This window comes from Pseudomonas stagnisoli (genome assembly GCF_048595745.1).
Lineage (GTDB): Bacteria > Pseudomonadota > Gammaproteobacteria > Pseudomonadales > Pseudomonadaceae > Aquipseudomonas > Aquipseudomonas alcaligenes_A.
Map to the genome: position 1 here is coordinate 2,944,679 of NZ_CP184361.1, position 26,515 is coordinate 2,971,193.

22 protein-coding genes are annotated in these 26,515 nt (G+C 65.8%); 11 read left to right on the plus strand and 11 right to left on the minus strand.

The features are described 5' to 3' along the window. Positions 1-200: 200 nt before the first annotated feature. Positions 201-1,754 (minus strand): sigma-54-dependent transcriptional regulator, encoded by a 1,554-nt coding sequence (locus ACOAPY_RS14235; RefSeq protein WP_203791939.1) that lies wholly within the window; start codon positions 1,752-1,754, stop codon positions 201-203. A gap of 218 nt (positions 1,755-1,972) precedes the next feature. On the opposite strand from ACOAPY_RS14235, the gene phhA reads away from it, so the two are divergent. From phhA to ACOAPY_RS14250, 3 genes are all read left to right on the plus strand, one after another. After that, entirely contained in the window at positions 1,973-2,797 is an 825-nt protein-coding gene (phhA, locus tag ACOAPY_RS14240; protein ID WP_465153705.1) for a phenylalanine 4-monooxygenase, read from the plus strand. 97 nt (positions 2,798-2,894) lie between these two features. Further along, complete coding sequence (locus ACOAPY_RS14245; protein ID WP_465153706.1) at positions 2,895-3,248, plus strand: 4a-hydroxytetrahydrobiopterin dehydratase; 354 nt, start codon at positions 2,895-2,897, stop codon at positions 3,246-3,248. Further along, positions 3,245-4,444: an amino acid aminotransferase gene (locus ACOAPY_RS14250; RefSeq protein WP_465153707.1), complete on the plus strand. Its 1,200-nt coding sequence runs from the start codon at positions 3,245-3,247 to the stop codon at positions 4,442-4,444. Before ACOAPY_RS14245 ends, ACOAPY_RS14250 begins: the two co-directional genes overlap by 4 nt. Before the next feature lie 362 nt (positions 4,445-4,806). Here ACOAPY_RS14250 and ACOAPY_RS14255 read toward each other — a convergent pair whose 3' ends face one another. Genes ACOAPY_RS14255 through selD form a run of 3 tightly spaced genes read right to left on the minus strand, consistent with a single transcriptional unit; the run spans position 4,807 to position 7,300 of the window. Then, a complete protein-coding gene (locus ACOAPY_RS14255; protein WP_278958415.1) occupies positions 4,807-5,163 on the minus strand; it encodes a hypothetical protein in 357 nt (118 codons plus the stop codon). Beyond that, positions 5,160-6,266: a tRNA 2-selenouridine(34) synthase MnmH gene (gene mnmH / locus ACOAPY_RS14260; protein ID WP_465153708.1), complete on the minus strand. Its 1,107-nt coding sequence runs from the start codon at positions 6,264-6,266 to the stop codon at positions 5,160-5,162. Before mnmH ends, ACOAPY_RS14255 begins: the two co-directional genes overlap by 4 nt. Continuing rightward, positions 6,266-7,300: a selenide, water dikinase SelD gene (gene selD / locus ACOAPY_RS14265; RefSeq protein WP_465153709.1), complete on the minus strand. Its 1,035-nt coding sequence runs from the start codon at positions 7,298-7,300 to the stop codon at positions 6,266-6,268. Before selD ends, mnmH begins: the two co-directional genes overlap by 1 nt. Before the next feature lie 160 nt (positions 7,301-7,460). Here selD and ACOAPY_RS14270 point away from each other — a divergent pair, with 160 nt between their 5' ends. From ACOAPY_RS14270 to phnE, 4 genes are read left to right on the plus strand one after another with little or no spacing between them, the layout of a single operon-like run. Continuing rightward, positions 7,461-8,312, plus strand: a complete 852-nt coding sequence (locus ACOAPY_RS14270; RefSeq protein ID WP_465153710.1) for a putative selenate ABC transporter substrate-binding protein — start codon at positions 7,461-7,463, stop codon at positions 8,310-8,312. Further along, a complete protein-coding gene (locus tag ACOAPY_RS14275) occupies positions 8,309-9,106 on the plus strand; it encodes a phosphonate ABC transporter ATP-binding protein (protein ID WP_465153711.1) in 798 nt (265 codons plus the stop codon). The genes ACOAPY_RS14270 and ACOAPY_RS14275 overlap by 4 nt, the downstream gene beginning before the upstream one ends. Beyond that, complete coding sequence (locus tag ACOAPY_RS14280; protein ID WP_465153712.1) at positions 9,100-9,927, plus strand: PhnE/PtxC family ABC transporter permease; 828 nt, start codon at positions 9,100-9,102, stop codon at positions 9,925-9,927. Before ACOAPY_RS14275 ends, ACOAPY_RS14280 begins: the two co-directional genes overlap by 7 nt. Next, positions 9,924-10,691: a phosphonate ABC transporter, permease protein PhnE gene (gene phnE / locus ACOAPY_RS14285; RefSeq protein WP_465153713.1), complete on the plus strand. Its 768-nt coding sequence runs from the start codon at positions 9,924-9,926 to the stop codon at positions 10,689-10,691. Before ACOAPY_RS14280 ends, phnE begins: the two co-directional genes overlap by 4 nt. 160 nt (positions 10,692-10,851) lie before the next feature. Here the strand turns inward: phnE and ACOAPY_RS14290 are convergent, their stop codons facing one another. The 4 genes from ACOAPY_RS14290 to edd form a co-directional block, all read right to left on the minus strand. Further along, positions 10,852-11,826: a diguanylate cyclase gene (locus ACOAPY_RS14290; protein WP_465153714.1), complete on the minus strand. Its 975-nt coding sequence runs from the start codon at positions 11,824-11,826 to the stop codon at positions 10,852-10,854. Positions 11,827-11,872: 46 nt separating this feature from the next. Beyond that, the gene (gene arfB, locus ACOAPY_RS14295; RefSeq protein WP_465153715.1) at positions 11,873-12,286 is read right to left on the minus strand and encodes an alternative ribosome rescue aminoacyl-tRNA hydrolase ArfB; all 414 of its coding nucleotides are present in this window, start codon (positions 12,284-12,286) and stop codon (positions 11,873-11,875) included. Between the two features lie 151 nt (positions 12,287-12,437). Continuing rightward, positions 12,438-13,151 carry a 6-phosphogluconolactonase gene (pgl, locus tag ACOAPY_RS14300; protein ID WP_465153716.1) on the minus strand — a complete coding sequence of 238 codons (714 nt, stop codon included), beginning with the start codon at positions 13,149-13,151 and terminating at the stop codon, positions 12,438-12,440. Next, positions 13,148-14,971, minus strand: coding sequence for a phosphogluconate dehydratase (gene edd / locus ACOAPY_RS14305; RefSeq protein ID WP_465153717.1), 1,824 nt, complete (start codon positions 14,969-14,971; stop codon positions 13,148-13,150). The genes pgl and edd overlap by 4 nt, the downstream gene beginning before the upstream one ends. 132 nt (positions 14,972-15,103) lie before the next feature. On the opposite strand from edd, the gene ACOAPY_RS14310 reads away from it, so the two are divergent. Then, the gene (locus tag ACOAPY_RS14310) at positions 15,104-16,147 is read left to right on the plus strand and encodes a metal-dependent hydrolase (RefSeq protein ID WP_465153718.1); all 1,044 of its coding nucleotides are present in this window, start codon (positions 15,104-15,106) and stop codon (positions 16,145-16,147) included. 60 nt (positions 16,148-16,207) lie between these two features. Continuing rightward, positions 16,208-17,815 carry a methyl-accepting chemotaxis protein gene (locus tag ACOAPY_RS14315; RefSeq protein WP_465153719.1) on the plus strand — a complete coding sequence of 536 codons (1,608 nt, stop codon included), beginning with the start codon at positions 16,208-16,210 and terminating at the stop codon, positions 17,813-17,815. A 66-nt stretch (positions 17,816-17,881) separates the two neighbouring features. On the opposite strand, the gene ACOAPY_RS14320 is transcribed toward ACOAPY_RS14315, so the two are convergent. The 3 genes from ACOAPY_RS14320 to ACOAPY_RS14330 form a co-directional block, all read right to left on the minus strand. Further along, complete coding sequence (locus tag ACOAPY_RS14320) at positions 17,882-19,285, minus strand: amino acid permease (protein WP_465153720.1); 1,404 nt, start codon at positions 19,283-19,285, stop codon at positions 17,882-17,884. A gap of 304 nt (positions 19,286-19,589) precedes the next feature. Then, positions 19,590-20,642, minus strand: coding sequence for a Leu/Phe/Val dehydrogenase (locus ACOAPY_RS14325; RefSeq protein ID WP_465153721.1), 1,053 nt, complete (start codon positions 20,640-20,642; stop codon positions 19,590-19,592). A 172-nt stretch (positions 20,643-20,814) separates the two neighbouring features. Beyond that, complete coding sequence (locus ACOAPY_RS14330) at positions 20,815-24,282, minus strand: indolepyruvate ferredoxin oxidoreductase family protein (RefSeq protein WP_465153722.1); 3,468 nt, start codon at positions 24,280-24,282, stop codon at positions 20,815-20,817. 198 nt (positions 24,283-24,480) lie between these two features. Between ACOAPY_RS14330 and ACOAPY_RS14335 the strand changes: the two genes are divergently transcribed. Then, the gene (locus tag ACOAPY_RS14335; protein ID WP_021700581.1) at positions 24,481-24,948 is read left to right on the plus strand and encodes an Lrp/AsnC family transcriptional regulator; all 468 of its coding nucleotides are present in this window, start codon (positions 24,481-24,483) and stop codon (positions 24,946-24,948) included. Positions 24,949-25,044: 96 nt separating this feature from the next. Then, positions 25,045-26,235 (plus strand): DUF5677 domain-containing protein, encoded by a 1,191-nt coding sequence (locus ACOAPY_RS14340; protein WP_465153723.1) that lies wholly within the window; start codon positions 25,045-25,047, stop codon positions 26,233-26,235. The last annotated feature ends 280 nt before the right edge of the window (positions 26,236-26,515 follow it).

Genomic DNA, 26,515 nt, shown 5'->3' on the forward strand with positions numbered 1-26,515 from the left:
ACCATGGTCTTACCGCTCTACGACCATGGTCTCAGGGCCGCCTTCCGGCTAAACGGCAGGCAAAAAAAAGGCGACCCTAGGGTCGCCCGCCAAGTCATTCCGGGGAGGAATGTCAGAAACGCATCCGGATATCGCAGGAGCCGGATGACGACTTTCTACGCCCTCGCCCGCGCCGCAACCATTGCACCAAGGTCGTAGCCCTAGTCCTTGCCCACCCCGTGCTGACGCAGCTTGTTGGCAATGGTGGTGTGCGACACGCCCAGGCGCTTGCCCAGCTGGCGGCTGCTCGGATGCTCGGCGTACAGGCGCTCCAGCACCGCTTTCTCGAAGCGGCCGAGGATCGCATCGAGGTCGCCGTCGATGGAGAAATCGCCCAGCGGCTGCGGCGCACCATAGTCCGGCAGACGGATATGCTCGGCCTTCACGGTGCCGCCGTCGCACAGCGACACGGCCTGGAACAGCACGTTCTCCAGCTGGCGCACGTTGCCCGGCCAGTGGTAGTGGGCCAGGCGCTCGAAGGCCTGCGGCGCCAGCTTGGGTAGCGGGCAGCCGATCTGCCGGCTGGCCGAGTCGAGGAAGTGCTCGACCAGCGGCGCCAGGCCATCCAGGCACTCGCGCAGTGGCGGGATATGCAGCGAGAGGACGTTCAGGCGGTGATACAGGTCCTGGCGGAATTCGCCTTTGGCGCACAGCTCAGACAGGTCGACCTGGGTGGCGCAGATCACCCGCACATCCAGGTACACCTCCTCGTCGCTGCCCACGCGGCGGAAGCAGCCGTCCTGCAGGAAGCGCAGCAGCTTGGCCTGCAGGCGCGGGCTCATCTCGCCGACACCGTCGAGAAACAGCGTGCCGCCGGCCGTCAGCTCCAGTAGGCCGAGCTTGCCCTCCGGGCGCGCGCCCTCGAAGGCGCCGGGGCCGTAGCCGAACAGCTCAGTCTCGGCCATGGATTCCGGCAGCCCCGCGCAGTTCAGCGCCATGAACGGCGACTGGCCACGCGGGCTGGCCAGATGGCAGGCGCGCGCCAGCAGTTCCTTGCCGGTGCCGGTCTCGCCCTCGATCAGCAGCGGCGCATCCAGCGGCGCCATGCGCCGCGCTTCGCGCACCACCGCGGCCATCACCCTGGAGCTCTGGAAGATCGAGTCGAAGCCGCGCAGCTCGTGCTTGCGCACGTTATAGATACGCTCACCGACGCGGTCGGCACGGTGCAGGGTCAGCACGGCGCCGGCCAGCGCCTCGCTCTCGTCATGCTCGGACTGCAGCGGCGCGATGTCGGCGAGGAACACATCGCCCTTGACCCGCACCCGCAGGCCGTTGACCCGCGACTTGTTGGCGCGCACCAGCTCGGGCAGGTCGAAGTCCTCGATATAGCGCGACAGCGCCATGCCCGGCACCTCGTCGACGCGCACGCCGAGCAGCTGCGCCGCGCTGCGGTTGGCGGCCACGATCGAGCCGCCCATGTCGATGGAGAGCACCGGGAAATCCAGCGCGCCAAGCAGCGCGTTGAGCTCCAGGTGACGGCGTTCGCTGGGCATCAGGCCGACGCGCTTGACGCCGAACACGCCGGGAATGGCCTCGAACTTCGGCCGCAGCGACTGAAACTGCAGGTTGATCAGGTTCGGGCAGTGCAAATAGATGGCGTTGCCCTGCTCGCCGCCGACTTCGCCACGGGCGACGTTGATGCCGTAGTCGACCAGCAGGTTGAGGATGTCGCGCAGGATGCCGACGCGGTTCTGGCAGTGGACTTTGATGCGCACGCTGAGCCCCTTGAATTGTGATTGTCGGGCGGGAGCGGCCGAGTTTTCGCAAGGCGGCCGTCATTTTTCGTCAAGAATATGTGACAGCCAGGACCAGCAACAAGGTCGCCATCTGTCATTTCCACATAGTCGTAATCAATTCTTTACGAAAAAGCCCACTCCTTCTGGCTCGACGAGGTTGCCAGCCCCTCCTCAGGTTGCGCCATCGGCGTTATCCCTTGTCCCAGACAAGAACAACAGCCCAGCGGGAGACCTGCATGAAAGGCACGCAGTACGTAGCTCGGCAACCGGACGAGAGCGGCTTCATCCATTACTCGGACAGCGAGCACCAGGTGTGGAACACCCTGATCACCCGGCAGATGAAGGTGCTGGAAGGCCGCGCCTGCCAGGAGTACTTCGACGGCATCGAACAGCTGCGCCTGCCGCATGAGCGCATCCCCCAGCTCGGCGAGATCAACCAGGTGCTCGGTGCCACCACCGGCTGGAGCGTGGCCCAGGTGCCGGCGCTGATTCCCTTCCAGACCTTCTTCGAGCTGCTGGCCAGCAAGCGCTTCCCGGTCGCCACCTTTATCCGCACCCCGGAAGAGCTGGACTACCTGCAGGAGCCGGACATCTTCCACGAGATCTTCGGCCACTGCCCGCTGCTGACCAACCCCTGGTTCGCCGAATTCACCCACACCTACGGCAAGCTCGGTCTGGCCGCGACCAAGGAACAGCGCGTGTACCTGGCGCGGCTGTACTGGATGACCATCGAGTTCGGCCTGGTCGATACTCCGGCCGGCCGGCGCATCTACGGCGGCGGCATCCTCTCCTCGCCCAAGGAGACGGTCTACTCGCTCTCCAACGAGCCGGAACACCAGGTCTTCGACCCACTGGAAGCCATGCGCACGCCCTACCGCATCGACATCCTGCAGCCGCTGTATTTCGTCCTGCCGGACCTCAAGCGCCTGTTCGACCTGGCCCAGGAGGACATCATGGGCCTGGTGCAGCAGGCCATGACGCTCGGTCTGCACGCGCCGAAGTTCCCGCCGAAAGCCGCGTAGGGTGGATAACGCCGCTTGCGGCTTATCCACGCCCCCTGGTGGACAAGGCCTGTGGCCGTTGTCCACCCTACAGACAGCCCATTTCAGGAGAAAACCGATGAGCCTTGCCCAAGCCCAATGCGAAGCCTGCCGCGCCGATGCGCCCCATGTCAGCGAAGAAGAGCTGGCCACGCTGATCCGCGAGATCCCCGACTGGAACATCGAAGTACGTGACGGCCACATGGAGCTGGAGCGCCAGTACCTGTTCAAGAACTTCCGCCATGCCCTGGCCTTCACCAACGCGGTGGGCGCCATCGCCGAGGAAGTCGGCCATCATCCGGCCCTGCTCACCGAGTGGGGCAAGGTCACGGTGACCTGGTGGAGCCATGAGATGAAGGGTTTGCACCGTAACGACTTCATCATGGCCGCGCGCACCGACGTGCTGGCCAACGCAGCCGAGGGGCGCAAGTGAAACACTTCGCCACCATCGCCCGGGTGCCGGGCGACCCCATTCTCGGCCTGCTCGACGCCTACCGCGCCGATGGCAACCCGGCCAAGCTCGACCTGGGCGTCGGCGTGTACAAGGACGCCTCCGGTCTGACGCCCATCCCGCGCGCGGTGAAGCTGGCCGAGCAACGCCTGATCGATGGCGAAACCAGCAAGACCTACATCGGCGGCCACGGCGCACCGGAGTTCGGCGAACGCCTGCTGGAGCTGTGCTTCGGCACCGGCAACGCGCTGCTCGCCGATGGCCTGCTCGGCGCCACCCAGACGCCCGGCGGTACCGGCGCCCTGCGCCTGGCCGGCGAATTTATCGCCAGGAATCTTCCGGGTAGAGGCATCTGGCTCAGCGACCCGACCTGGCCGATCCACGAGACGCTGTTCGCCGCCTGTGGCCTCAAGGTCGGCCACTATGCCTATGTCGGCGCGGACAACCGCCTCAACGTCGAGACCATGCTCGCCGCCCTCGCCCACCTGCCCAGGGGCGATGTGGTGCTGCTGCATGCGTGCTGCCACAACCCCACCGGCTTCGACCTCGCCCCGCGCGACTGGAAGCGCGTGCTGGAGGTGGTCAAGGCCCGCGAGCTGCTGCCGCTGATCGACTTCGCCTACCAGGGCTTCGGCGACGGCCTGGAGGAAGATGCCTGGGCCGTGCGCCTGTTCGGCGCCGAGCTGCCGGAACTGCTGGTCACCAGCTCCTGCTCGAAGAACTTCGGTCTCTATCGCGAACGCACAGGCGCGCTGATCGTGCGGGCGGATAACGTCGAGAAGCTGATCGATATCCGCAGCCAGCTGGCCCTGCTTGCCCGCAACCTGTGGTCGACCCCGCCCGCCCATGGCGCTGCAGTAGTGGCCGAGATTCTCGGCGATGCCGAGCTGAAGGCCCTGTGGGCAGCGGAAGTCGATGCCATGCGCCGACGCGTAGCCGACCTGCGCACGGGCCTGGTCGAGGCCCTGCGCCCGCACGGCCTGGCCGAACGTTTTGCGCATATCGCCGCGCAGCGCGGCATGTTCTCCTACACCGGCCTGACGCCAGAGCAGGTGCAACGCCTGCGCGACGAGCTCAGCGTGTACCTGGTCAGCAGTGGTCGCGCCAGCATGGCGGGGATGAGCGAGGCTCGCCTGGACTACCTGGCCGAAGCCATCGCCCGCGTCTGCCGAGGCTGAACGAAAACGCCGCCCGAGGGCGGCGTTTTTTCTGGGGATCCGGGTCGTCAGGGGCCAGACCTAAGGACTGGGCGAAGCGCGATGCCAGAGTCCCTCACCCCAGCCCTCTCCCGAGGGGAGAGGGAGACAAGCCAACCTTGCCTCAGCCGGACCATGCTCGCCGGCACCGCCGACTTCGCGGAAAAAACCGCCAGGACGGACACTCCCCTCTCCCACCGGGAGAGGGGCTGGGGGTGAGGGAGTGCGACGCGGCGCAGGGCTAACCCGACGACGCCCCTCACGACCCGTTGCAACCCTAACGGCTCCGTACGCCCCACAACTCCCAATCGCGGGAGCAGGACCAAGGAATAGGAAATCCCCCGTCAGTCCAGCTGATCGTCGCGGATCAGCACATAGCTGGCATCGGCGCGGTCGTAGACGTAGTACATCTCCACCTGCATGCCGCGCATCACCGCCAGGTAGTCGCCGGGCTCGGCAACGAAGAAGTCGTTGCTGTCGGCCTTGGCCGGGCTCTCGATGCGCGCGGTGACGAACAGCGCAGGATCACTGCCGTCGAAGTAGTCCTCGCGCTCGGCGGCATCCCACTCGGCAGGCGCCTCGAAAGGCCCCTCAAACAGCACGTGGCCGTCGCCCAGTTCCAGTTCCTCGGCGTCCGGGTCGTTCTCGTCCGGGCGGTACAGGGTGCAGTCCAGGGCGTCCGGGTGGTCTTTCAGTTTCATGCCTTGCTCCGTGATGCGCGGTCGCGCAGATAGGCCAGCACGGCATCGTGCTCGCCGGCGAATTCGATGCGCGCGGCCTTGCTCTCGCGCTGGTAGACGTACATCGGGTCGTAGTACTCGTTCAGCAGCGCCCCGATCCAGGCCCGGTGCAGGTCCACCGCGCCGCTGCGCGCCTGCTCGTCCAGTGCCTGCGCCAGGATGGCCCGTAGCCGCGCATGGCGCTCGCCGCCCAGGCGTTTCTGGATATTGTCCATGCTCTGCAGCAGGCGCGCGGCGAACAGCGCAAAACCCTGCTCCTCGCCATGTACGGCGAGGAATTCGGCGGCCAGGTCGATAACATAGTCGCGCAGGATGCGCTCGACGCGATCGGCAACGCTGTCTTCCAGCCAGACCAGCGGGTAGTCCTGCATGCCCTGGTGCAGCGACAGCGGCAGCGAGCAGGTGCCGATCAGGCGACTCTCGTCTTCCAGCACGAACTGCTGCTGACCACGCGCGCGGCGCTTGAGCAGGTCGATGGCCAGGCGGTTCTCGAAGTCGATCTGTGCCGGCTGGCCGGTGGCACGCTTGCCGAAGCTGGAGCCACGGTGATTGGCGTGGCCTTCCAGGTCGATGCTGTTGTCGAGTGCGGCGATCACCTCGGTCTTGCCGGTGCCGGTCATGCCGCCGACGATGACGAAGTCGCACTCGGCCACCGCGCTGTCGAGGGTCTCGATCAAGAAGGTACGCATGGCCTTGTAGCCACCGATCACCCGTGGGTAGTCGATGCCGGCATCCTTGAGCCACTGCTGGACGATCTGCGAGCGCAGGCCGCCACGGAAACAATACAGGTAGCCGTTCGGGTTGGCCCGGGCGAAGGCCTCCCAGGCCTCGACCCGCGCAGCCTTGACCTTGCCGGAGACCAGCTGGTGGCCCAGCTCGATAGCCGCCTGCTGGCCCTTCTGCTTGTAGCAGGTACCAACCTTCTGCCGCTCGATGTCAGTCATCAGTGGCAGGCTGATGGCATTGGGGAAGGCGCCCTTGGTGAATTCCACCGGGGCGCGCATGTCCATCATCGGCAGGTCGTTGAGGAAGATGTCGCGGTAGTCGGCCGTGTTGTCGCGCATCACAGAACCTCTACCGCGTAACGCTGTCGTGCAACCAGCTGGCCGATGGGCGCGAGGGTCAGGCCCAGCTCGGCGGCCACGACGAGGAACTCGGCCTCGCCCTCAGGGCTGACGGCGATCAGCAGGCCACCACTGGTCTGCGGGTCGCACAGCAGATTGCGCTGCTGCTCGGAAATCGGCGCGATCTTCTCGCCGTAGCTGTCGAAGTTGCGCAGGGTGCCGCCCGGCACGCAGCCCTCGGCCAGGTAGTAGTCGACGCCCGGCAGGCGCGGCACGGCGGCGTAATCCAGCTGGGCGGTGAGGCCCGCGCCATCGGCCATCTCCACCAGGTGGCCGAGCAGACCGAAGCCGGTGACGTCGGTCATCGCCTGCACGCCAGCCAGCTTGCCGAAGCGGCTGCCGGGTTTGTTCAGGGTGCACATCCAGTCGCGTGCCAGACCGACGTCCTGCTCGCGCAGCTTGGCCTTCTTCTCGGCGGTGGTGAGGATGCCGATACCCAGCGGTTTGGAGAGATACAGCTGGCAGCCCGCCGTGGCGGTGTCGTTGCGCTTCATGTGCTTCTTGTCGACCACGCCGGTCACCGCCAGACCGAAGATCGGCTCCGGCGCGTCGATCGAGTGCCCACCGGCCAGCGGGATGCCGGCGGCGTCGCACACGGCGCGGCCGCCACGGATCACCTCGCGGGCCACTTCCGCCGGCAGCACATTGACCGGCCAGCCGAGGATAGCGATGGCCATCAATGGGTCGCCGCCCATGGCGTAGATGTCGCTGATGGCGTTGGTCGCGGCGATGCGTCCGAAGTCATAGGGGTCATCGACGATCGGCATAAAGAAGTCGGTGGTGGAGACCACTCCGCGCTCCTCATCCAGCGCATAGACCGCCGCGTCGTCGCGCGAGGCGTTGCCGACCCAGAGCTTCGGGTCGAGGTTCTGCGCGCCGCTGCCGGCGAGGATCACCTCCAGCACCTTGGGGGAAATCTTGCAGCCACAACCGGCACCGTGGCTGTACTGGGTCAGGCGGATCGGCTCGCTCATCGCAACGCTCTCGGCAAATCGGATAACAGGCGGCGGATTCTAGCAAAGCTGTTCTTTATCCCGGTCACTCATATAATCGCCGCCGTTCTACTAACCTGACGGAGCCCGCCCGATCGGCGGCCCCTTCGAACCTTTTCCGCTATTGAACCGGAGAATCTTCATGCTCAAGCCCGTTCTGGCCCTGTCTGCTGGCCTGGCCCTGTCCTTTACCGCCCTGGCTGCCCAGGCCGCCGACGTCCTCAAAGTCAGCGCCATTCCCGACGAGGCCCCCACCGAGCTGCTGCGCAAGTTCAAGCCGCTGGGCGCCTACCTGGAAAAAGAGCTGGGCATGAAAGTCGAGTTCGTCCCGGTCGCCGATTACCCGGCCGTGGTCGAGGCCCTGGCTACCGACCGCCTGGACCTGGCCTGGCTGGGCGGCTTCACCTTCGTTCAGGTACGCCTGAAGACCGGCGACGCCATCCCACTGGTGCAGCGCGAGCAGGACGCCCAGTTCACCAGCAAGTTCATCAGCGCCAACCCGGACGTGAAGTCGCTGGCCGACCTCAAGGGCAAGAGCTTCGCCTTCGGCTCGGTGTCCTCCACCTCCGGCAGCCTGATGCCGCGCTACTTCATGCTGCAGGACGGGATCAAGCCGGAAACCTTCTTCAGCCGCGTCGGCTACTCCGGTGCGCATGACGCCACTGCCGCCTGGGTCCAGGCCGGCAAGGTCGACGGCGGTGTGCTCAACGCCAGCGTATGGGACAAGCTGGTCGCCGCCGGCAAGGTCGACACCAGCAAGGTCAAGGTATTCGCCACCACCCCGGCCTACTACGACTACAACTGGACCGTGCGCGGCACCCTCGACCCGGCCCTGGCCGCGAAGATCAAGCAGGCCTTCCTCGCCCTCGACCCGGCCAACCCGGAGCACAAAGCGATCCTCGACCTGCAGGCTGCCTCGCGCTTCATCGAAACCAAGCCCGAGAACTACAAGGGCATCGAAGACGCCGCCCGCGCCGCCGACCTGCTGAAATGAGCCTGCGCCTGACCGGCGCGCACCTGCAGCACGGCAACGGGGTCCACGCCCTGCGCGGCGTGGACCTGAGTATTGCCAGCGGTGAGCGAGTGGCCATCATCGGCCCTTCTGGCGCCGGCAAGTCCAGCCTGCTGGGCCTGCTGGCCAGCGCCCTGGCGCCGAGTAGCGGCAGCGTCGAGCTGCTGGGCGCCGCCCCCTGGCACCTGCCTGCCAGGGCACGCCAGCGCCTGCGCACGCGCATCGGCCTGATCCACCAGGCGCCACCGCTGCCGCCCAGGCAGCGGGTGGTGACCGCGGTGCTGGCCGGCAAGCTCGGCCAGTGGGGGCTGGGCAAGAGTCTGCTGAACCTGCTGCACCCCGTCGATATTCCCGGGGCCAGGGAAGTGCTCGCCCGCCTGGACCTGGCCGACAAGCTGTTTGCCCAGTGCCAGCAGCTCTCCGGCGGCCAGCTGCAGCGCGTCGGCATCGCCCGTGCGCTGTACCAGGACCCCGAGCTGCTGCTGGCCGACGAGCCGGTGTCGGCGATGGACCCGGTGCTGGCCGACCACACCCTCTCCGTGCTGTGCCGGCATGCCGAGGCGCGCGGCGTGACCCTGGTCGCCAGCCTGCACGCAGTGGACCTGGCGCTGGCGCACTTTCCGCGCATCGTCGGGGTGCGCGAGGGGCAGATCGTCTTCGATCGCCCGGCCAGCGAAGTCAGCCAGGAACTGCTCGACGCGCTCTACGCCAACGAGCAGCTGGTGTCGCCACAGGCGCCGGCAGTGAGCCTGACCCTGCAGATTCCGCGATGCTGAGAAGCGACAGCCGCGACCCCGCTGCCCTGCCCCGCCTGCTGCTGACGGTGCTGGCCGTGGCACTGTTGTGGCCGGGCATCCAGCTCGCCGAGCTGAACCCGGGCGTGCTGCTGCAGGCCGACAGCCAAAGCGAGATGGGCCGCTTCGTCGCCGCCTTCTGGCCGCCGGCGCACACCCCGGAGTTCCTCCAGCTGCTGCTCGACGCCACCCTGCAGACCCTGGCCATCGCCACCGCCGGCATGGCCCTGGCACTGCTGGTGGCGATTCCCGCCGGTCTGGCCGCCAGCCGCGCGCTGTCGCTGTCGGCGGCCTCGCGCGGCGGCCGTCCCAGTGCGCTGGGCCAGGCCCTGCGCTGGCCGGTGCGCGGCCTGCTGATCTTCCTGCGCAGCGTGCCGGAGATCGTCTGGGCCCTGCTGTTCGTCCGTGCCGTCGGCCTCGGCCCGACCGCCGGGGTGCTGGCCATCGCCATCACCTACGCCGGCATGCTCGGCAAGGTCTATGCGGAAATCCTCGAGTCGGTCGACCAGCGCCCCATGCACGCCCTGCTGCAGGGCGGCAGCGGCCGACTCAGTGCCTTCGTCTACGGCCTGCTGCCGAATGCCGCCGCCGAGCTGACCTCCTACACCGTGTACCGCTGGGAATGCGCGATCCGCGCCTCGGTGGTGATGGGCTTCGTCGGCGCTGGCGGCCTGGGCCAGCAGATCGACCTGTCGCTGCGCATGTTCGCCGGCGGCGAGGTGGCCAGCATGCTGCTGACCTTCCTCCTCCTGGTGCTGCTGGCTGACGCGCTGAGCCGCGTACTGCGCGGGAGGCTGGCATGAATCGGCTGGCCAACCTTGCTCTGCTGCTGGCGATTGTCGCCGTCGTCGTCGCATCTTTCAGCTACCTGGGCCTGGACCTGGCCGCACTGGGCCAGGCGGATAACCTGGGGCACATGGCCGATTACGCTGCACGCTTCCTGCAACCGGACCTGAGCAGCGGTCACCTGCTGGCCATCGGTCGCGGCGCGCTGGAAACCCTGGCCATGTCGGCCCTTGGCACCCTGCTCGCCGCCCTGCTCGGCCTGCTCCTGGCGCTGCCGGCGGCCGGTCGCTTCGGCGTGCTGGCACAGAGCGTCACGCGCCTGCTGCTCAACGGCCTGCGGGCGATTCCGGAACTGGTGTGGGCGGCGCTGATTGTGCTGGCTGCAGGACTCGGCCCGAATGCCGGCACCCTGGCCCTGGCCCTGCACACGGCAGGGGTACTCGGTCGGTTGTTCGCCGAAGCGCTGGAGAACACGCCCACGGCACCGGCCGAGGCGATTCGCCTGCAGGGCGGCAGCCAGATCAGTGCCTTCTGCTACGGCACCCTGCCCAACCTGTGGCCGCAACTGCTGGCCTACTCGCTGTACCGCTGGGAGAACAATATCCGCATGGCCAGCGTGCTCGGCTTCGTCGGTGCCGGCGGCCTGGGGCAGATGCTCTATGTCAGTCTCAGCCTATTCCAGGAAGCGCAGGCCAGCACGGTGATCCTTGCCATGCTGGTACTGGTGTTCGCGGTGGATGCGCTGAGTGGCTGGACGCGGCAGCGCTGGGTACGCGCCTAACCCCCCTCTCCCACTTGTGGGAGAGGGGCTGGGGGAGAGGGCTCGTCCTTTTCCCTCTCCCTAACCCTCTCCCGTAAACGGGAGAGGGGACAGAAGCCACGTGGCTCACTTGGCTCCGCACCCGGATTGCATCCGGGTTACTCAACCTTGCCCTCGCAGGTTACGCCTGGCGGACACCCACTTCGCTGCCCCCGCAGTGTCCGTGCAGCAGGCGGTCGCGGCCCTGCTGCTTGGCCTGGTAGAGCAGGCGATCGACCGCCTCGATGAAGGCCAGTGACGTGTCATCGGCCTCGGGAATGATGGTGCCGACGCCCAGGCTGACCGTGACCAGCTGCGCTACATTGGACTGCTCGTGGGCGATCTGCTCCTTGCGCACCAGCTTGCGGCAGCGCTCGGCGATCTTCTTTGCCGACTCGGCATCGGTCTCCGGCAGCACCAGCACGAACTCCTCGCCGCCGAAGCGCGCCACGCAATCACGCGGCCGCGCCGCCGCGCCCTGCAGGGCCTGGCCGATACGCCTGAGGCAGTCGTCGCCGCGGATATGCCCGTAGTGGTCGTTGAACTGCTTGAAGAAGTCGATATCCAGCAGGATCAGCGACAGCGGGCGGCGAGTGCGCTGGGCATTGCCCCATTCGATCTCGAGGATCGAGTCGAACATGCGCCGGTTGCTGATACCGGTCAGGCCATCCTTGTAGGAGTACTCCTCCAACTGCTTCTGCAGGGCCAGCAGCTGCTCCTCGGTCTTCTTGCGTTCGCTGATGTCGAACATGAAGCCGATCAGCGCCTCGGTCTCGCCGGCGGCGTTGCGTTGTACATGCACCACGTCGCGAATCCACACATAGCGGCCATCGGCGGTCAGCGCCCGGTAGTCGGCCTCGTGGTCGATGCCATGCTGCGACTGGGCGATGCAGAAGTTCACCACGCGCTCGCGGTCTTCCTCATGGATGCGCTCGGCCCAGTCGTTGGCGCTGATCCAGCTCTGCTGCGTCCAGCCCAGCAACGGCTCGATCTGCGGGCCGATATAGGCGAAGGTCATGGTCTTCCAGTCGATCTTCCAGGGAATGGCCTTGGTCGATTCGAGCAGGGTCTTGTACACGGCGCTGTCGGCCGTATCGGGCACTTTGGGGTCGAGCATGCTGGTGAATCCGCGACGATATACGCAGAAGCTATGCCGGTTCGCCTCAGTAGTCCACCTTTCCACGCCCGGCCTTGACGGTCGCCCGTCGGCTTTTGCCATCCAGACGGCGCTTCTTCGAGCCCAGGGTCGGCTTGGTCGGGCGCCGCGCCTTCTCGGTCTTGCCGGCGCTACGGATCAGTTCGGCCAGGCGCTCCAGCGCATCGGCGCGGTTCTGCTCCTGGGTGCGGTACTGCTGGGCCTTGATGATGACCACGCCACCCTCGGTGATGCGGCTGTCGCGCAACTCCAGCAAGCGCTCCTTGTAGAATGGCGGCAGCGACGAGGCCTGGCTGTCGAAGCGCAGATGCACGGCACTGGAGACCTTGTTGACGTTCTGCCCACCCGCACCCTGGGCACGGATGGCGGTCAGCTCGACCTCATCGTCGGGCAGATGGACAGTGTTTGAGATCACCAGCATGGCGCACAGGCACAGGACAAGGGGATGCGCAGGATAGCGCAATCGCGCAGCGCGGCCGCTCGCCACGCGCGCAGGGACGCACCCCGGCGGTTGCCGGAGGCAGCCATGCCCTCGGGCGACGCCCGGTGCCTCGAACCAGACCGGGCAGCCACTAAGGGCACCAATGGATCTGCAGCGGCGGACGCAGCAAGGCGCGAATCGGCAGCTCCTCGGCCGGCCCCGGCTGCAGGGCGCGGGCCAGTGTCGCCAGCTTGGGCTGGCCCTGAATGGCCAGCAGTGCCTGGCGCGCAGCGCGCAGGGAGGGCAAGGTCAGGCTCAGGCGCTCGACCGGCGCGCTCGGCGCGCGCATCGGCAGCAGCCGCTGCGGGCAGTCCTCGCGCAGGGCTTCGGCAAGGTTGGGACTGCCGGGAAACAGCGAGGCGGTATGGCCGTCGTCGCCCATGCCCAGCAGCAGCACGTCGGCCGGTGGCAGCCCGGACAAGCGAGCATCGGCCCGCTCGGCCGCCTGCGCATGGCTGGCCGCAGGCTGGCACAGACTGACGAAACAGGCCTCGGCCGCCGCCCCCTGCAGCAGGTGACGGCGTACCAGGGCCTCATTGCTGTCGGGATGTGACGGAGCCACCCAGCGTTCATCGACCAGGCTCACCAGCACCTGCTTCCAGGACAGCGGCTCGCGTGCCAGGCGTTCGAACAGGGCGACGGGGCTGCGTCCCCCCGAGACCAGCAACAACGCCCGCCCCCGCTCGCCCAGCGCCTGGCGCAGGGCATCGGCGACGCGCTGCGCCAGCGCCTCGGCCATCTGCGCAGCGGTCTCGTACTGGTAGCCCGGCACGCCGAGCGGCATCTGCAGCGATGCCAGGCTCATTGCAGCGTCGCCAGGCTGGCGGAGAACACGCTGGCGCCCTGCTCCGCGCTACTGAACCCGGCACGCATGAAGGCGAATAGCTCGCGACCGCTACCGATGGCCGGCGGCGGCGGCGCTACCGGTTCGCGGGCGGCGAACTCGGCGTCTTCTACCAGCACCCGCAGCTCGCCCGTGCGCCCGTCGACGCGGATCAGGTCACCGTCGCGCACACGCGCCAACGGGCCGCCATCACAAGCCTCGGGGCAGACGTGGATGGCCGCAGGGACCTTGCCCGAGGCGCCGGACATGCGCCCGTCGGTGACCAAGGCAACCTGGTAGCCGCGATCCTGCAGCACCCCGAGGAACGGCGTGAGCTTGTGCAGCTCGGGCATGCCGTTGCAGCGCGGGCCCTGGAACCGCACCACGGCGACGACGTCACGGTCCAGCTCGCCGGCCTGGAAGGCGGCGGCCAGCGCGGCCTGGTCATGGAAGACCCGCGCAGGGGCCTGAACCACATGGTGCTCGGGCGCCACGGCGGAGAGCTTCATCACCCCGCGGCCGAGGTTGCCCTGGAGCAGGCGCAAGCCACCTTCGGGCGAGAACGGCCGCGCCGCCGGGCGCAGGATGCTCTCGTCCAGGCTGGCCACGGCACCCGCGCGCCAGACCAGGCGCTCGCCATCAAGGAAAGGCTCCTCGGTATAACGGCGCAGACCGGGGCCGGCCACGGTGGCGACGTCCTCGTGCAGCAGACCGGCGTCGAGCAGCTCGCGGATCAGCAGCGCGGTGCCGCCGGCAGCCTGGAAGTGATTGATGTCGGCCTTGCCGTTGGGGTAGACGTGGGCCAGGGTCGGCACCACCTCGGACAGCTCGGCCATGTCCTGCCAGGTCAGCTGGATGCCGGCGGCCTGGGCAATGGCCGGCAGGTGCAGGCTATGGTTGGTCGAGCCACCGGTGGCATGCAGTGCCACCACCGCGTTGACCAGGCAACGTTCGTCGACCAACTGCCCCAGCGGAAGGTAGTGCCCGCCCTGGCGCGTCAGGCGCGCCGCCTGCTGCGCCGCCGCGCGGGTCAGGGCATCGCGCAGCGGCGTGCCGGGGTTGACGAAGGAGGCGCCCGGCAGGTGCAGGCCCATCACCTCCATCAGCATCTGGTTGGTATTGGCGGTGCCGTAGAAGGTGCAGGTACCGGGACCGTGGTAGGCCTTCATCTCGGACTCGAGCAACTCGTCACGGCTGGCCTTGCCCTCGGCGAAGCGCTCGCGCACGGCGGCCTTGTCCTTGTTGGACAGGCCGCTGGTCATCGGCCCGGCCGGCACGAACAGGGTAGGCAGGTGACCGAAGCGCAACGCGCCGATCAGCAGGCCGGGGACGATCTTGTCGCATACGCCCAGGCACAGCGTGGCATCGAACATGTTGTGCGACAACGCCACGGCGGTGCTCATGGCGATCACCTCGCGGCTGGCGAGGCTCAGTTCCATGCCCGCCTCGCCCTGGGTCACGCCATCGCACATGGCCGGGACCCCGCCGGCCACCTGGCCGACCGAGCCAACCTCGTGCAGGGCCTGCTTGATCAGCGCGGGAAAGCGCTCGTAAGGCTGGTGCGCCGACAGCATGTCGTTGTAGGCGCTGACAATGGCCACGTTGGCCGCATCGGGCAGGCGCAGGGTCTGCTTGTCATGGCTGCTGCAACCGGCCACGCCGTGGGCGAAGTTGGCGCACTGCAGCTTGCCGCGCTGCGGCCCCTGTGCAGCGGCCGCGCCGATCAGCGCCAGGTAGTGCTGGCGGGTGGCGCGACTGCGCTCGATCAGGCGCTCGGTGACTTCCAGTACACGGGGATGCATCGCAAGGCTCCTCTGTTCATGCGCACACTTTACCCCCACAGGCGCCTGAAATCTTTGGTCGGAAATTAGCGGCTGCCGAGCATCACGCTCGGCGCTAAGTTAGCCGCCTGGTTTTTTCTCACGAGAAGACACATGGATTCGATTACCCAGGCGGTCCTTGGCGCCAGTATCCAGGGCGCCCTGCTCGGCCGCTGGCAGAGGCGCCGCGCCCTGCTCTACGGCGCCATGCTCGGCACCCTGCCCGACCTCGATGTGATTATCGACTACGGCGATGCCGTGGCCGACATGACCTACCACCGCGGCTTCAGCCACTCGCTGTTCGTGCTCAGCGCCCTGGCGCTGGTGATCACCCTGCTGGTACGCCATCTGCGCCCCAATCCCGGCTACTCGACGCGACGACTGTTCTTCGCCATCTGGCTGGTGTTGATCACCCACCCCCTGCTGGACGCCTTCACCAGCTACGGCACCCAGCTGCTGTGGCCGCTGCAGACGCCGCCGGTGGCCTGGTCGTCGATCTTCATCATCGACCCGCTGTACACCCTGCCGCTGCTGGTGGCCGTGATCGTTGGCCTGATCCGGGGCCTGCGGCACCGCCCGCAGTGGCTGGCCATTTCCGCGCTATGCCTGTCTACCGTCTATCTGGCCAGCACCCTGGGCGGCAAGTGGATGGCCGAACAGCGGGTACAAACCGTGCTGGCGGAACGCGGCATCCAGGCCGACATGCTGTTCAGCACGCCAACGCCGTTCAACAGCCTGCTCTGGCGGGTCATCGTGATCGAGGGCGACGACTACCACGAGGCACTGGTTGGCTGGCTGGACGACGTGCCACCGCACCTGGAGCGCATTCCCCGCGGCAGCGAGCTGGCCAGGGTTCTGCGCCACTCGCCGCAGCATCAGCGGCTGGACTGGTTCACCCAGGGCGTGTTGCGCTACGACCGCATCGGCAACGAGCTGATCGTCACCGACCTGCGCCTGGGCATGACCGGTTTCCATCCCTTCCGCTTCGTCTTCGCCAAACACCTCGACGGACGCTGGCATCCTCTGCCGCAGGTCGACCGCCTGCCCTTTAGCCGCGGTGAACCCCAGCATCTGCAGTCACTCTGGCAACGTATCTGGGATGAAGGCGAACCCATTGAACTGTTGAGCTGGGCCGAAGGGCTGGAGAGAAGGCCCTGAGTTTACGACTCGCCACCCTGAGCTAGGCTTGACGGAAAGCCGGCTACAGGAGGGCCTTCCATGAACATCCGCCAGAAAATGATCGCCTGCGGCGCCATCAGCGTCCTCGCTGCGGCCCTGCTCGGTGGCGTGGGCTTCTGGGGCCAGATGCGCCTGAGCCAGGCCCTGGCTGAAAATCAGCTGAGCGTCAGCGCGCTGCGCAACCATCTGGAAGGCGACATGATGCACGATGCCCTGCGGGCGGATGTCCTGGCCGCCTTCTATGTTCAGACTGGCGACAGCGCTGCGGCCGACCAGGTGCGCGCCGATCTTGTCGAGCACAGCCAGTGGTTCCAGCGCACGCTGCAGGACAACGCCGCCCTGCCGCTGACGGCCAACATCAAGCAGGCCATCGCCCAGTCGCAGCCGGCGCTGGCGGAGTACATCGCCGAGGCCAAACGCATCGTCGACCTGGCCCTGGTCGACCCACAGGCAGCACGCGCCGAGATGCCCGCCTTTGATCGTGCCTTTTCGGAGCTGGAGGAAAAGAACGAGGCGCTCAGCAGCCTGATCGAACAGCATTCGGCCACGGCCCGCAGCCAAAGCGAGACGGCCGTCAAACAGGCGGCCTGGCTGCTGATAGGTGGCATGCTGCTGGTCTGCCTGCTGCTGTGCCTGCTGACCACCCATTTGCTGAAAACAGTGCTGCGACCGCTGGGCAAGACCATCGCCGTAGCCCGTGCCATTGCCCAGGGCAACCTGCGCAGCGCCATCAATGTGGAAAGTGACGACGAAGCGGGCCAGTTGCAGAAAGCCCTGGCCGATATGCAGACCTACCTGAAGCAGATGATCGAAATCATCCGCCGTGAAAGCGAGCAACTGCAGAACACCGCCCAGCACCTCAAAGACGCCTCACAGAGCATCGTGCACAGCTCGCGCGAAGAGTCGGAGAATGCGGGCAGCATGGCGGCGGCCATGGAGCAGATGATTCACAACATCTCGCAGATCGCCAACCACGCCCGCAGCGCACAGAGCATCTCATCCCACTCCGAGCAACTGGCCAGCGACGGCGGCCAGGTGATACTCGGAGTGGTCGACGGCATGAGCCGCATTGCCGAGGCGGTCAACGAATCGTCAGAGACCATCACCGCGCTGGGCCAGTCGTCCGAGGAGATCCATTCGATCATTCAGGTGATCAATGGCATCGCCGAGCAAACCAATCTGCTCGCGCTCAATGCGGCCATCGAGGCGGCTCGCGCGGGCGAAGCCGGACGCGGCTTCGCCGTGGTGGCCGACGAGGTGCGCAACCTAGCCTCGCGCACGGCGCAGTCGACCCAGGAAATCAGCGCCATGATCGAGCGCATCCGCAACAGCACTGCCCAGGCAGTCAGCAGCATGCAGGCCGGCGTGACCCGGGTGAGCGACGGTGTCAACCTGGCCCGCCAGGCTGGCGAGTCGATTGGCGAGATTCGTGGCGGCGCCCAGCGTGCCGCCGAGGTGGTGGAAGAGATTTCCCACACCATCAGCGAACAGAGCAAGGCCTCCAGCGAGGTGGCCGAGCGAGTCGAGCAGATCGCCCGCATGTCGCAACAGAACAGCCAGACGGTCAACGAACTGGCCGCCGCCGCCCAGCGGCTGGAGAGCGTGGTCCGCAGCATGCAGGCGCAAGTGCTGCAATTCCAGACCTGAGCAGCCTGAGCGACCATCAGCCACAAAAAAGCCCGGCCTGAGCCGGGCTTTTTTACGCCGCCGCGATCAGCCCTGACTGCCGGCCAGGCGCGTGCCGGCCGCCAGCTTGAAGCGGTAGCAGGCCCAGAGCAACAGCAGCCAGAACGGAATCGCGTACACCGATACCTGGATGCCCGGAATGAACAGCATCACGCCGAGGATGAACAGCACGAAGGCCAGGCAGATGTAGTTGCTCAGCGGGAACCAGAAGGCCTTGAAGCTGGGCTCCACGCCCTTGGCGACCATGGCCTTGCGGAACTTCAGATGCGCCAGGCTGATCATCGCCCAGTTGATCACCAGAGAGGCCACCACCAACGACATCAGCAGCTCCAGCGCGCTCTTCGGCGCCAGGTAGTTGACCACCACGCAGAGCAGGGTCACCGCCGCCGACAGGGCAATGGCCAGCACCGGCACGCCACGGCGGTTGACCTTCATCAGCGCCTTGGGCGCATCACCCTGCTCGGCCAGGCCGTAGAGCATGCGGCTGTTGCAGTACACGCCGCTGTTGTAGACCGACAGCGCGGCAGTGAGCACCACGAAGTTGAGCACATGGGCAGCGGTATCCTCGCCGATCAGCGAGAAGATCTGCACGAAGGGGCTGCTGGCATAGGCGTCGCCGCCCGAGGTCAGGGTCTTCACCAGATCGTCCCAGGGGTGCAGCGAGAGCAGGATGGTCAGCGCGCCGATGTAGAAGATCAGGATCCGCCAGACCACCTGGTTGATCGCCTTGGGGATCACCGTCTTCGGCTGGTCGGCCTCGGCGGCGGTGATGCCCACCAGCTCCAGGCCGCCGAAACTGAACATGATGATGGCCATCATCATCACCAGGCCGGACACCCCGTTGGGGAAGAAGCCGCCATGGCTCCACAGGTTGCTGATGCTGGCCTGCTCGCCGCCGGCGCCGCTGAACAGCAGGTAGCCACCGAGCAGGATCATGCCGACGATGGCCACCACCTTGATGATCGCGAACCAGAATTCGGTCTCGCCGAACGCCTTCACGTTGACCAGGTTGATCAGGTTGATCAGCACGAAGAAGGCCAGCGCGGTAGCCCAGGTCGGGATCTCCGGCCACCAGTACTGCACGTACTTGCCCACGGCCGTGAGCTCGGCCATGCCCACCAGTACATAGAGCACCCAGTAGTTCCAGCCGGACAGGAAGCCGGCGAACGGGCCCCAGTAGCTATGGGCGAAGTGGCTGAAGGAACCGGCCACCGGCTCCTCGACGATCATCTCGCCGAGCTGGCGCATGATCAGGAAGGCAATGAAGCCGCCGATCGCATAACCCAGGATCATCGACGGCCCGGCGCTCTGCATCACCCCGGCGGAGCCGAGGAACAGGCCGGTGCCGATGGCGCCGCCGAGGGCGATCAGCTGGATATGGCGATTTTTCAGACCGCGCTTGAGCGGGCCGGTGTGCAGATGTTCGGACATCAGCGGGCGCTCCGGGTCGGACGACGGGAAAGGCAAGTGCGAGGCATGGGTTCACCTGTCTGGGAAATGTGCCGGCGGACTCGTGATCCGCCAGTCGGGGCCCGCCGGCCGTGGCCTCGGGCGCGGCGAGTATACACCCGAGGCCTATAGACTATGGCCTGTTGACGCTTCGGGGGCAGGTAGTTCTTTGTGGGAGCGGCCTTGGCCGCGAAGCTCTTATACCGCCTGCCGCTATCGCGGCCAAGGCCGCTCCCACGCTGCGCTTGAGGCTAACTGCGTGAAGTAAAGCAAGCGTCGACAGACCCTAGCGGCCGAGGCGCTCACGCGCCATGCGGTCGGCGATGGCGGTAGTGGTGGCCCCCTCGGCCTCCGCGCGCTGGAAGATCTCCGCCAGGGTCGTTTCGATGCCCTCGATGTGCGCCTTCAGCGCGGCGGTGCTGCCGCCGGTGCGCTCGTAGCACACGTCGATGATGCCGCCGGCGTTGATCGCGTAATCCGGTGCGTACAGGCAGTTGCGTCGGCGCAGCTGCTCGGCCAGTTCCGGGCTGGCCAGCTGGTTGTTGGCGGCGCCGGCGATGATCGGCGCGCGCAGCGCCTCCAGGGTCTGCGGGTTGACGATGGCGCCCAGGGCACAGGGCGCGAACACGTCCACGTCGAGGCCGAAGATCTCGTGCTGGCCCACCGCGCGGGCGCCCAGCTGCTCCACGGCGCGGCGCTGGTTGGCCTCGAAGATGTCGGTCACCCACAGCTCGGCGCCGGCGTCCTTGAGGTGTTTGGCCAGGCTGAAACCGACTTCGCCGACGCCCTGGATGGCCACGCGCAGACCCTTGAGGTCGTCGCGGCCGAGACGGTGACGCACCGCCGCGCGGATACCGACGAATACCCCGTAGGCGGTGGATGGCGAGGGATTGCCGTCGCGGCTGCCGCCGTCGAAGGCCTCGCGCTGACCGGCACCGGCCACGTGGCGGGTGCGCTGAGCCATGATCTGCATCTCGGCCACGCCGGTGCCCGAGTCGGCGGCGGTGATGTAGCGTCCGCCGAGCTTGTCGACGAAGTCGCCCATGGCCTGGAACAGCGCCTCGCTCTTGCCGCTGCGCGGATCGCCGATGATCACCGCCTTGCCACCGCCCAGCGGCAGGCGCGCCAGCGCGGACTTGTAGGTCATGCCACGGGACAGGCGCAGCACGTCGCGCAGGGCCTCCTCGTCGCTGGCGTAGTTCCACATGCGGCACCCGCCCAGGGCCGGGCCGAGGGTGGTGTCGTGCACGGCGATGATGGCCTTGAGGCCGCTGGCCGGGTCGTGGCCGAAAACCACCAGCTCGTGGTGGTCGAAGTCGATATGGGTGAAGACGGGCATGGGGATTCTCTGTTCTTGTTGGATATGGAATGTTGAGTGAGCACGAACACCCTTCTCCCGTTGGGAGAAGGTGGCCGAAGGCCGGATGAGGGAATCCCTGGCGCCTGGGAGACCCTCACCCCTAACCCCTTCCCCAAGGGGAGAGGGGAATGGCTTCCGAGTTGGATTGGCTTTAGGCAGCCGGCTCGAACAGCTGTACTGCGGCGATCTCGCTGACCAGCAACCGCGCCTTGAGCTGCTCGGCCTGCTCGCGAGCCTTGGCCAGGGCGTGCTCCTTGACGTGGCCGTAGCCGCGGATCTGCTCCGGCAGCTCGGCCAGGGCCACGGCGGTGCGGTAGTTGTCCGGGCGCTGCTCCTTGAGCAGCAGCTCGATCCACTGCTCGTACTCTTCGATCAGCTCGCGCTCGACCTTGCGCTCGGCGCTGTGGCCGAACGGATCGAACACACTGCCGCGCAGGAACTTGAAGCGCGCCAGCACGCCGAACACCTTGAGCATCCACGGTCCGAACTCGCGCTTGATCGGCGCGCCGGTGCGCGGGTCGGGCTTGGCCAGCCAGCTCGGCGCCAGGTGGAAGTGCAGGCGGTAGTCGCCCTCGAACTGCGCCTCCAGCGCCTGACGGAAGGCCGGCTCGCTGTACAGCCGCGCCACTTCGTACTCGTCCTTGTAGGCCAGCAGCTTGAAGTAGTAGCGCGCCACGGCGCGGCTCAGCGCCTGGTCGGCGCCGCTGTCGGCCTGGCGCACGCGGGTCACCAGTTCCAGGTAGCGCTGCGCATAAGCCGCGTCCTGGTAGGCGGTCAGGCGCGCCATGCGGTCGGCGACGATCTCGTCGAAGGTTTCGCAACGCGGCGCATCGGGCGTTTTCGGCTTGGCCAGCTGCTCCACGGCGGCCAGGTCATGGGCCGCACGGCGGCCCCAGAGGAAGGCCTGCTGGTTGAGCGGGATTGACACGCCGTTGAGCTCGATGGCCTTGTTGATAGCCTCGGCCGAGACCGGCACCAAACCCTTTTGGTACGCGAAACCCAGCATGAACAGGTTGCTGGCGATGGTGTCGCCGAGCAGCGCGGTGGCCAGGCGGGTGGCATCGACGAAATGGGTCTTGCCCTCACCCACCGCCTCCACCAGCGCCTCGCGCATGGCCGCGCCGGGAACCTGGGCGTCCGGGTTGCGGGTGAACTCGGCGGTGGCCGCCTCGTGGCTGTTGACCACGGCGTGGGCGATCTTGTCGTTGAGCTTGGCCAGGGATTCCTCGCCGGCCGCCACCACCAGGTCGCAGGCCAGCAGCAGATCGGTCTCGCCGGCGGCGATGCGCACGGCATAGATGTCGTCCTGCTTGGCGGCGATACGGATATGGCTGATCACCGGGCCGAACTTCTGCGCGAGGCCCGCCTGGTCGAGCACGGTGCAGCCCTTGCCTTCCAGGTGCGCGGCCATGCCCAGCAGGGCGCCGACGGTGGTCACGCCGCTACCGCCGACCCCCGGCAGGAGGATGTTCCAGGGCCGGTCGAGCTGCGGCTGACGCGGCTCCGGCAGGGCCACGAACAGCGCCTTGGCGCCGAGGGCCTCGGGCTTGCGCAGGCCGCCGCCGTGCACGGTGACGAAGCTCGGGCAGAAGCCCTCGACGCAGGAGAAGTCCTTGTTGCAGGCGTTCTGGTCGATCTCGCGCTTGCGCCCCAGCTCGGTCTCCAGCGGCAGCACGGAGAGGCAGTTGGACTTCACGCTGCAGTCGCCGCAGCCCTCGCACACGGCCGAGTTGATGAAGGCGCGCTTCTGCGGATCGGCCAGCTTGCCGCGCTTGCGCCGGCGGCGCTTCTCGGTGGCGCAGGTCTGGTCATACAGGATGACCGTGGTGCCCTTGATCTCGCGCAGCTCGCGCTGCACGGCGTCCAGCTCGCGGCGATGGTGGAAGGTGACAATGGGCGCGAAGGTGGCGCGGGTCGGGTACTTGTCCGGCTCGTCGCTGACCAGGGCGATGCGTTTCACGCCCTCGGCGTAGACCTGCTGGCTGAGCTGATCGATGCGCAGCTCGCCGTCGATCGGCTGGCCGCCGGTCATGGCCACCGCATCGTTGTAGAGGATCTTGTAGGTGATGTTGACGCCCGAAGCCACGGCCGCGCGCAGGGCCAGTTGGCCGGAGTGGAAGTAGGTGCCGTCGCCGAGGTTCTGGAACACATGCTTGGTGTCGGTAAACGGCGCCTGGCCGATCCAGGTGGCGCCCTCGCCGCCCATCTGGGTGAAGGTATCGGTACGGCGGTCCATCCACTGGGTCATGTAGTGGCAACCGATGCCACCGAGGGCGCGGCTGCCTTCCGGCAGCTGGGTGGAGCTGTTGTGCGGGCAGCCGGAGCAGAAGTGCGGGGTGCGCTTGGTGTCGTGCTTGGGCGCGGCCAGCGCGGCTTCCTTGGCGGCGAGGAAGGCCAGGCGCTCCTCGATCTGCGGGCTGGTGTAGATCGGCGCCAGGCGCTTGGCGATCACCCGGGCGATCATCGCCGGGGTCAGCTCGGCCAGGTTGGGCAGCAGCGAGTTGCCCTGCTCATCGAACTCGCCGACCACGCGCGGGCGCTTGCCGACCGGCCAGTTGTACAGCTGGCCGGTGAGCTGGTCCTCGATGATGCTGCGCTTCTCCTCCACCACCAGGATCTCGTCCAGGCCTTCGGCGAAGTTGTGCACGGACACCGGCTCCAGCGGCCAGCTCATGCCGATCTTCAGCACGCGCAGGCCGACCCTGGCGCACAGTTCCTCGTCCAGGCCCAGGTCATCGAGGGCCTGGCGCACGTCCAGGTAGGACTTGCCGGTAGTGATGATGCCCAGGCGCGGGTTGGGCGAATCGAGCTTGATCTGGTCGAGGTTGTTGGCCAGGGCGAAGGCGCGCGCGGCGTAGATCTTGTACATGTTCAGGCGCTTTTCCTGCGCCAGGGGCGGGTCCGGCCAGCGGATGTGTACGCCGTCTTCCGGCAGCTGGAAATCGGTCGGCAAAGTGATCTTCACGCGCAGCGGGTCGACGTCTACCACGGCCGATGAATCGACGTTCTCGGCGATGGTCTTGAGCGCCACCCAGCAGCCGCTGTAGCGCGACAGCTCCCAGCCGATGATGCCGTAGTCGAGCATCTCCTGGACGTTGGCCGGATTGAGCACCGGAATCGATGCGGCGATAAACGCATGTTCGCTCTGGTGGGCGATGGTCGAGGACTTGCAGCCGTGGTCATCGCCGGCCAGCAGCAGCACACCGCCATGCGGGGACACGCCGGCCGAGTTGCCGTGCTTGAACACATCGCCGCAGCGGTCCACGCCCGGGCCCTTGCCGTACCACATGGCGAACACGCCGTCGTAGCGCGCGCCAGGGAACAGGTTGGCCTGCTGGCTGCCCCACACGGCGGTGGCGCCCAGCTCCTCGTTGACGCCGGGCTGGAAGTGGATGTGGTTTTCCTGGAGGAACTGCTTGGCGTCCCACAGGCTCTTGTCCAGGTTGCCCAGGGGCGAGCCCCGGTAGCCGGAGATAAAGCAGGCTGTATTGAGGCCGAAGGCGGCATCACGCTGCTTCTGCAGCATGGGCAGGCGGGTCAGGGCCTGGGTACCGGTGAGGTACAGCTGGCCCGTGGCTACACGGTACTTGTCGTCCAGGCGGATTTCGGCCAGAGACATGGTGCGCTCCTTTTATTCTTGTGTGAGCGACGCGGCCCTTCTTGGAGGCCGCCGTTTGACCCAGGCGCGGGATCGCCGCGCCGAGTCGCATGGTCAAAACTATGACCGAGCAGTTCTGGATTTTTCTTTCTTTTTTCGGGTCTACAGCGAGATACTGCGCATGACTTATCCCTTCATGACCAATAAAGAGAACAATTCATGCAGGAATCATTAAGCCCCATCGACCGCCGCATCCTCCGCCTGCTGCAGCACAACGCCGACCTCTCCGCCGCCGAGATCGCGGAGAAGGTGGAGCTGTCGCAATCACCCTGCTGGCGCCGCATTCACCGCATGCAGGAGGAAGGGCTGATCGAGCGCAAGGTCGCCCTGCTCAACCCGAAAAAGCTCGGCCTGGGCATCACGGTGTTCGTCGATATCAAGCTCTCGGCCCACGGGCGCAGCAACCTGGAGGAGTTCGAGCAGGCGGTGGTCGGCTACCCACAGGTGCTGGAGTGCCACACCATGGCCGGGGGTTCGGACTACCTGCTCAAGGTGGTGGCCAAGGACATTGCCGACTATGAGCGCTTCCTGCGCGACCATCTGCTGCAACGCCCGCATGTGCACGAAGCGCACTCGCATATTGCGATGAGTGAGGTGAAGAGAACTACGGAGTTGCCGTTGGACTAAGTCGTAAGTCTGGTATCACTCGCTGGACGCTGGGGAACCGGAGCCTGACTCCCCCTCTCGTTTGCTGTTTTTTGTATCTATTTTTAGGAGCAAGTGATGGTGCAGGGCGACACAGACAAGGATCGTCAAAGCTTGGTTGATAAAGGCTCCTTGGGGGCAGAACCATCTGAGCACTACCTTGAAAGAGTACAAGCACTCGACAACGTCATACGCGAGTGCATGCATGTATCTCAAAGTTATGCAGGTATCCGCTCCCCATCTGGACGTCATTACTATGCTTCCGTGCTCTTTACTGCCCTCATCACAAGAAGTGTGTCTCTAGCAAATCTAGTCCCACATACACCTTGGGCCTCAAAATTGATCGAGCATTGGGACTACGCATCTGTTGCTGGAATTACCAGAACCATCCTTGAGTTACGTCTAGCCTTCTTCTATCTCTGCGCGGAACCATGCAGCGATGAAGAGTGGGACTGCCGCTGGAACATCTTTAACCTCCACGACTGTACCTCTCGCAGACGAATGTTTGAGTCATTGCCAAGTGGAGCAGATCAACTTCCAGGCTTCGACGCTCAAGCCGAGGAACTACGTGACAGGTTGCGCAACAATACATTTTTCCAGTCACTCCCCCCTAAAAAGCAGAAAAGCCTGCTTCACGGACAAACTGCATACATTATGCCTTTGGAGGACATCGGAGAGCGTGTAGGTGTTGAGAAAGAAACTTTTCGATGGCTATACGTACTCTTATCAAGCCATGTTCATGGGCTGCCTATGTCGTTTTATCGTATAAGTAGCGGAGAGGAAGAAAGAGGTCGTGGACTACCAAGTGAAACCGAGGAGGGCTACACGTCACTTTGCCTTTCTTTTGTAGTTTCTCTCATTGTTGGTGCTAGAGACGAATTACATAATTTTTTTAGCAACTTGATTCCAGAGCGACCTGAGCAATCCAACCTGCATTCAGCACCTCCTGCAGAAGCATCACCTTCCACATCGAAATTTTACGTAGGTGAGACACGCACGATATTCGATAATGGAGACACGCGCTTGGAGGCTACTCGCGACAGTGATACATCAATGAGCATTATTGTTTTTGCTTCCGAGACTCCGGTCTTGCGTCGACGCGAATCTGAAGATGAAGAAGCTAGCCTTGAGTGGTTTGACCCTTTTTATTGGAGCGTAACAATCGATGAGTTACCTGCCACAGAAAAACTCTTTACCAAATTAAAATCCACTCCGCATGCCTTCCGAGTAGATATAGAGACCCGAACCCTACTATTCAAAACCAAGTAATAATCAAACAAAAAAGAGGGAATTTATTCCCCAAACAGGAAAAGGGGACAGATTTATTTTCCATGTCACTGTGCTGAACGAATCTTCCCCTTTCGCCCTTACGGCGAGTTACTTTCTCTTGCGTGCCCAAGAGAAAGTAACCAAAGAGAAGGGCACCCCGACATCCGGGTCTCGCTACTCTCGACTCCCCTCCCTCCGGTGCCGCTCCGGGGGCCGGCGTACAAGGGCCGTCCTGGCCCTTTACGCCTCTCGCCGCATCCATGCGGCTCGTCCCCCTGCG

Coding starts and splice junctions, on each gene's coding strand:
- ACOAPY_RS14335 (WP_021700581.1), top strand. CDS start 24,481: ATGCAGGAATCATTAAGCCCCATCGACCGCCGCATCCTCCGCCTGCTG.
- ACOAPY_RS14340 (WP_465153723.1), top strand. CDS start 25,045: ATGGTGCAGGGCGACACAGACAAGGATCGTCAAAGCTTGGTTGATAAA.
- arfB (WP_465153715.1), bottom strand. CDS start 12,286: ATGCTGGTGATCTCAAACACTGTCCATCTGCCCGACGATGAGGTCGAG.
- selD (WP_465153709.1), bottom strand. CDS start 7,300: ATGAGCGAGCCGATCCGCCTGACCCAGTACAGCCACGGTGCCGGTTGT.
- edd (WP_465153717.1), bottom strand. CDS start 14,971: ATGCATCCCCGTGTACTGGAAGTCACCGAGCGCCTGATCGAGCGCAGT.
- ACOAPY_RS14255 (WP_278958415.1), bottom strand. CDS start 5,163: ATGAAACTGAAAGACCACCCGGACGCCCTGGACTGCACCCTGTACCGC.
- ACOAPY_RS14320 (WP_465153720.1), bottom strand. CDS start 19,285: ATGTCCGAACATCTGCACACCGGCCCGCTCAAGCGCGGTCTGAAAAAT.
- ACOAPY_RS14310 (WP_465153718.1), top strand. CDS start 15,104: ATGGATTCGATTACCCAGGCGGTCCTTGGCGCCAGTATCCAGGGCGCC.
- ACOAPY_RS14290 (WP_465153714.1), bottom strand. CDS start 11,826: ATGCTCGACCCCAAAGTGCCCGATACGGCCGACAGCGCCGTGTACAAG.
- ACOAPY_RS14280 (WP_465153712.1), top strand. CDS start 9,100: ATGCTGAGAAGCGACAGCCGCGACCCCGCTGCCCTGCCCCGCCTGCTG.
- ACOAPY_RS14315 (WP_465153719.1), top strand. CDS start 16,208: ATGAACATCCGCCAGAAAATGATCGCCTGCGGCGCCATCAGCGTCCTC.
- ACOAPY_RS14275 (WP_465153711.1), top strand. CDS start 8,309: ATGAGCCTGCGCCTGACCGGCGCGCACCTGCAGCACGGCAACGGGGTC.
- ACOAPY_RS14330 (WP_465153722.1), bottom strand. CDS start 24,282: ATGTCTCTGGCCGAAATCCGCCTGGACGACAAGTACCGTGTAGCCACG.
- phnE (WP_465153713.1), top strand. CDS start 9,924: ATGAATCGGCTGGCCAACCTTGCTCTGCTGCTGGCGATTGTCGCCGTC.
- ACOAPY_RS14245 (WP_465153706.1), top strand. CDS start 2,895: ATGAGCCTTGCCCAAGCCCAATGCGAAGCCTGCCGCGCCGATGCGCCC.
- ACOAPY_RS14270 (WP_465153710.1), top strand. CDS start 7,461: ATGCTCAAGCCCGTTCTGGCCCTGTCTGCTGGCCTGGCCCTGTCCTTT.
- mnmH (WP_465153708.1), bottom strand. CDS start 6,266: ATGCGCGACAACACGGCCGACTACCGCGACATCTTCCTCAACGACCTG.
- ACOAPY_RS14325 (WP_465153721.1), bottom strand. CDS start 20,642: ATGCCCGTCTTCACCCATATCGACTTCGACCACCACGAGCTGGTGGTT.
- pgl (WP_465153716.1), bottom strand. CDS start 13,151: ATGAGCCTGGCATCGCTGCAGATGCCGCTCGGCGTGCCGGGCTACCAG.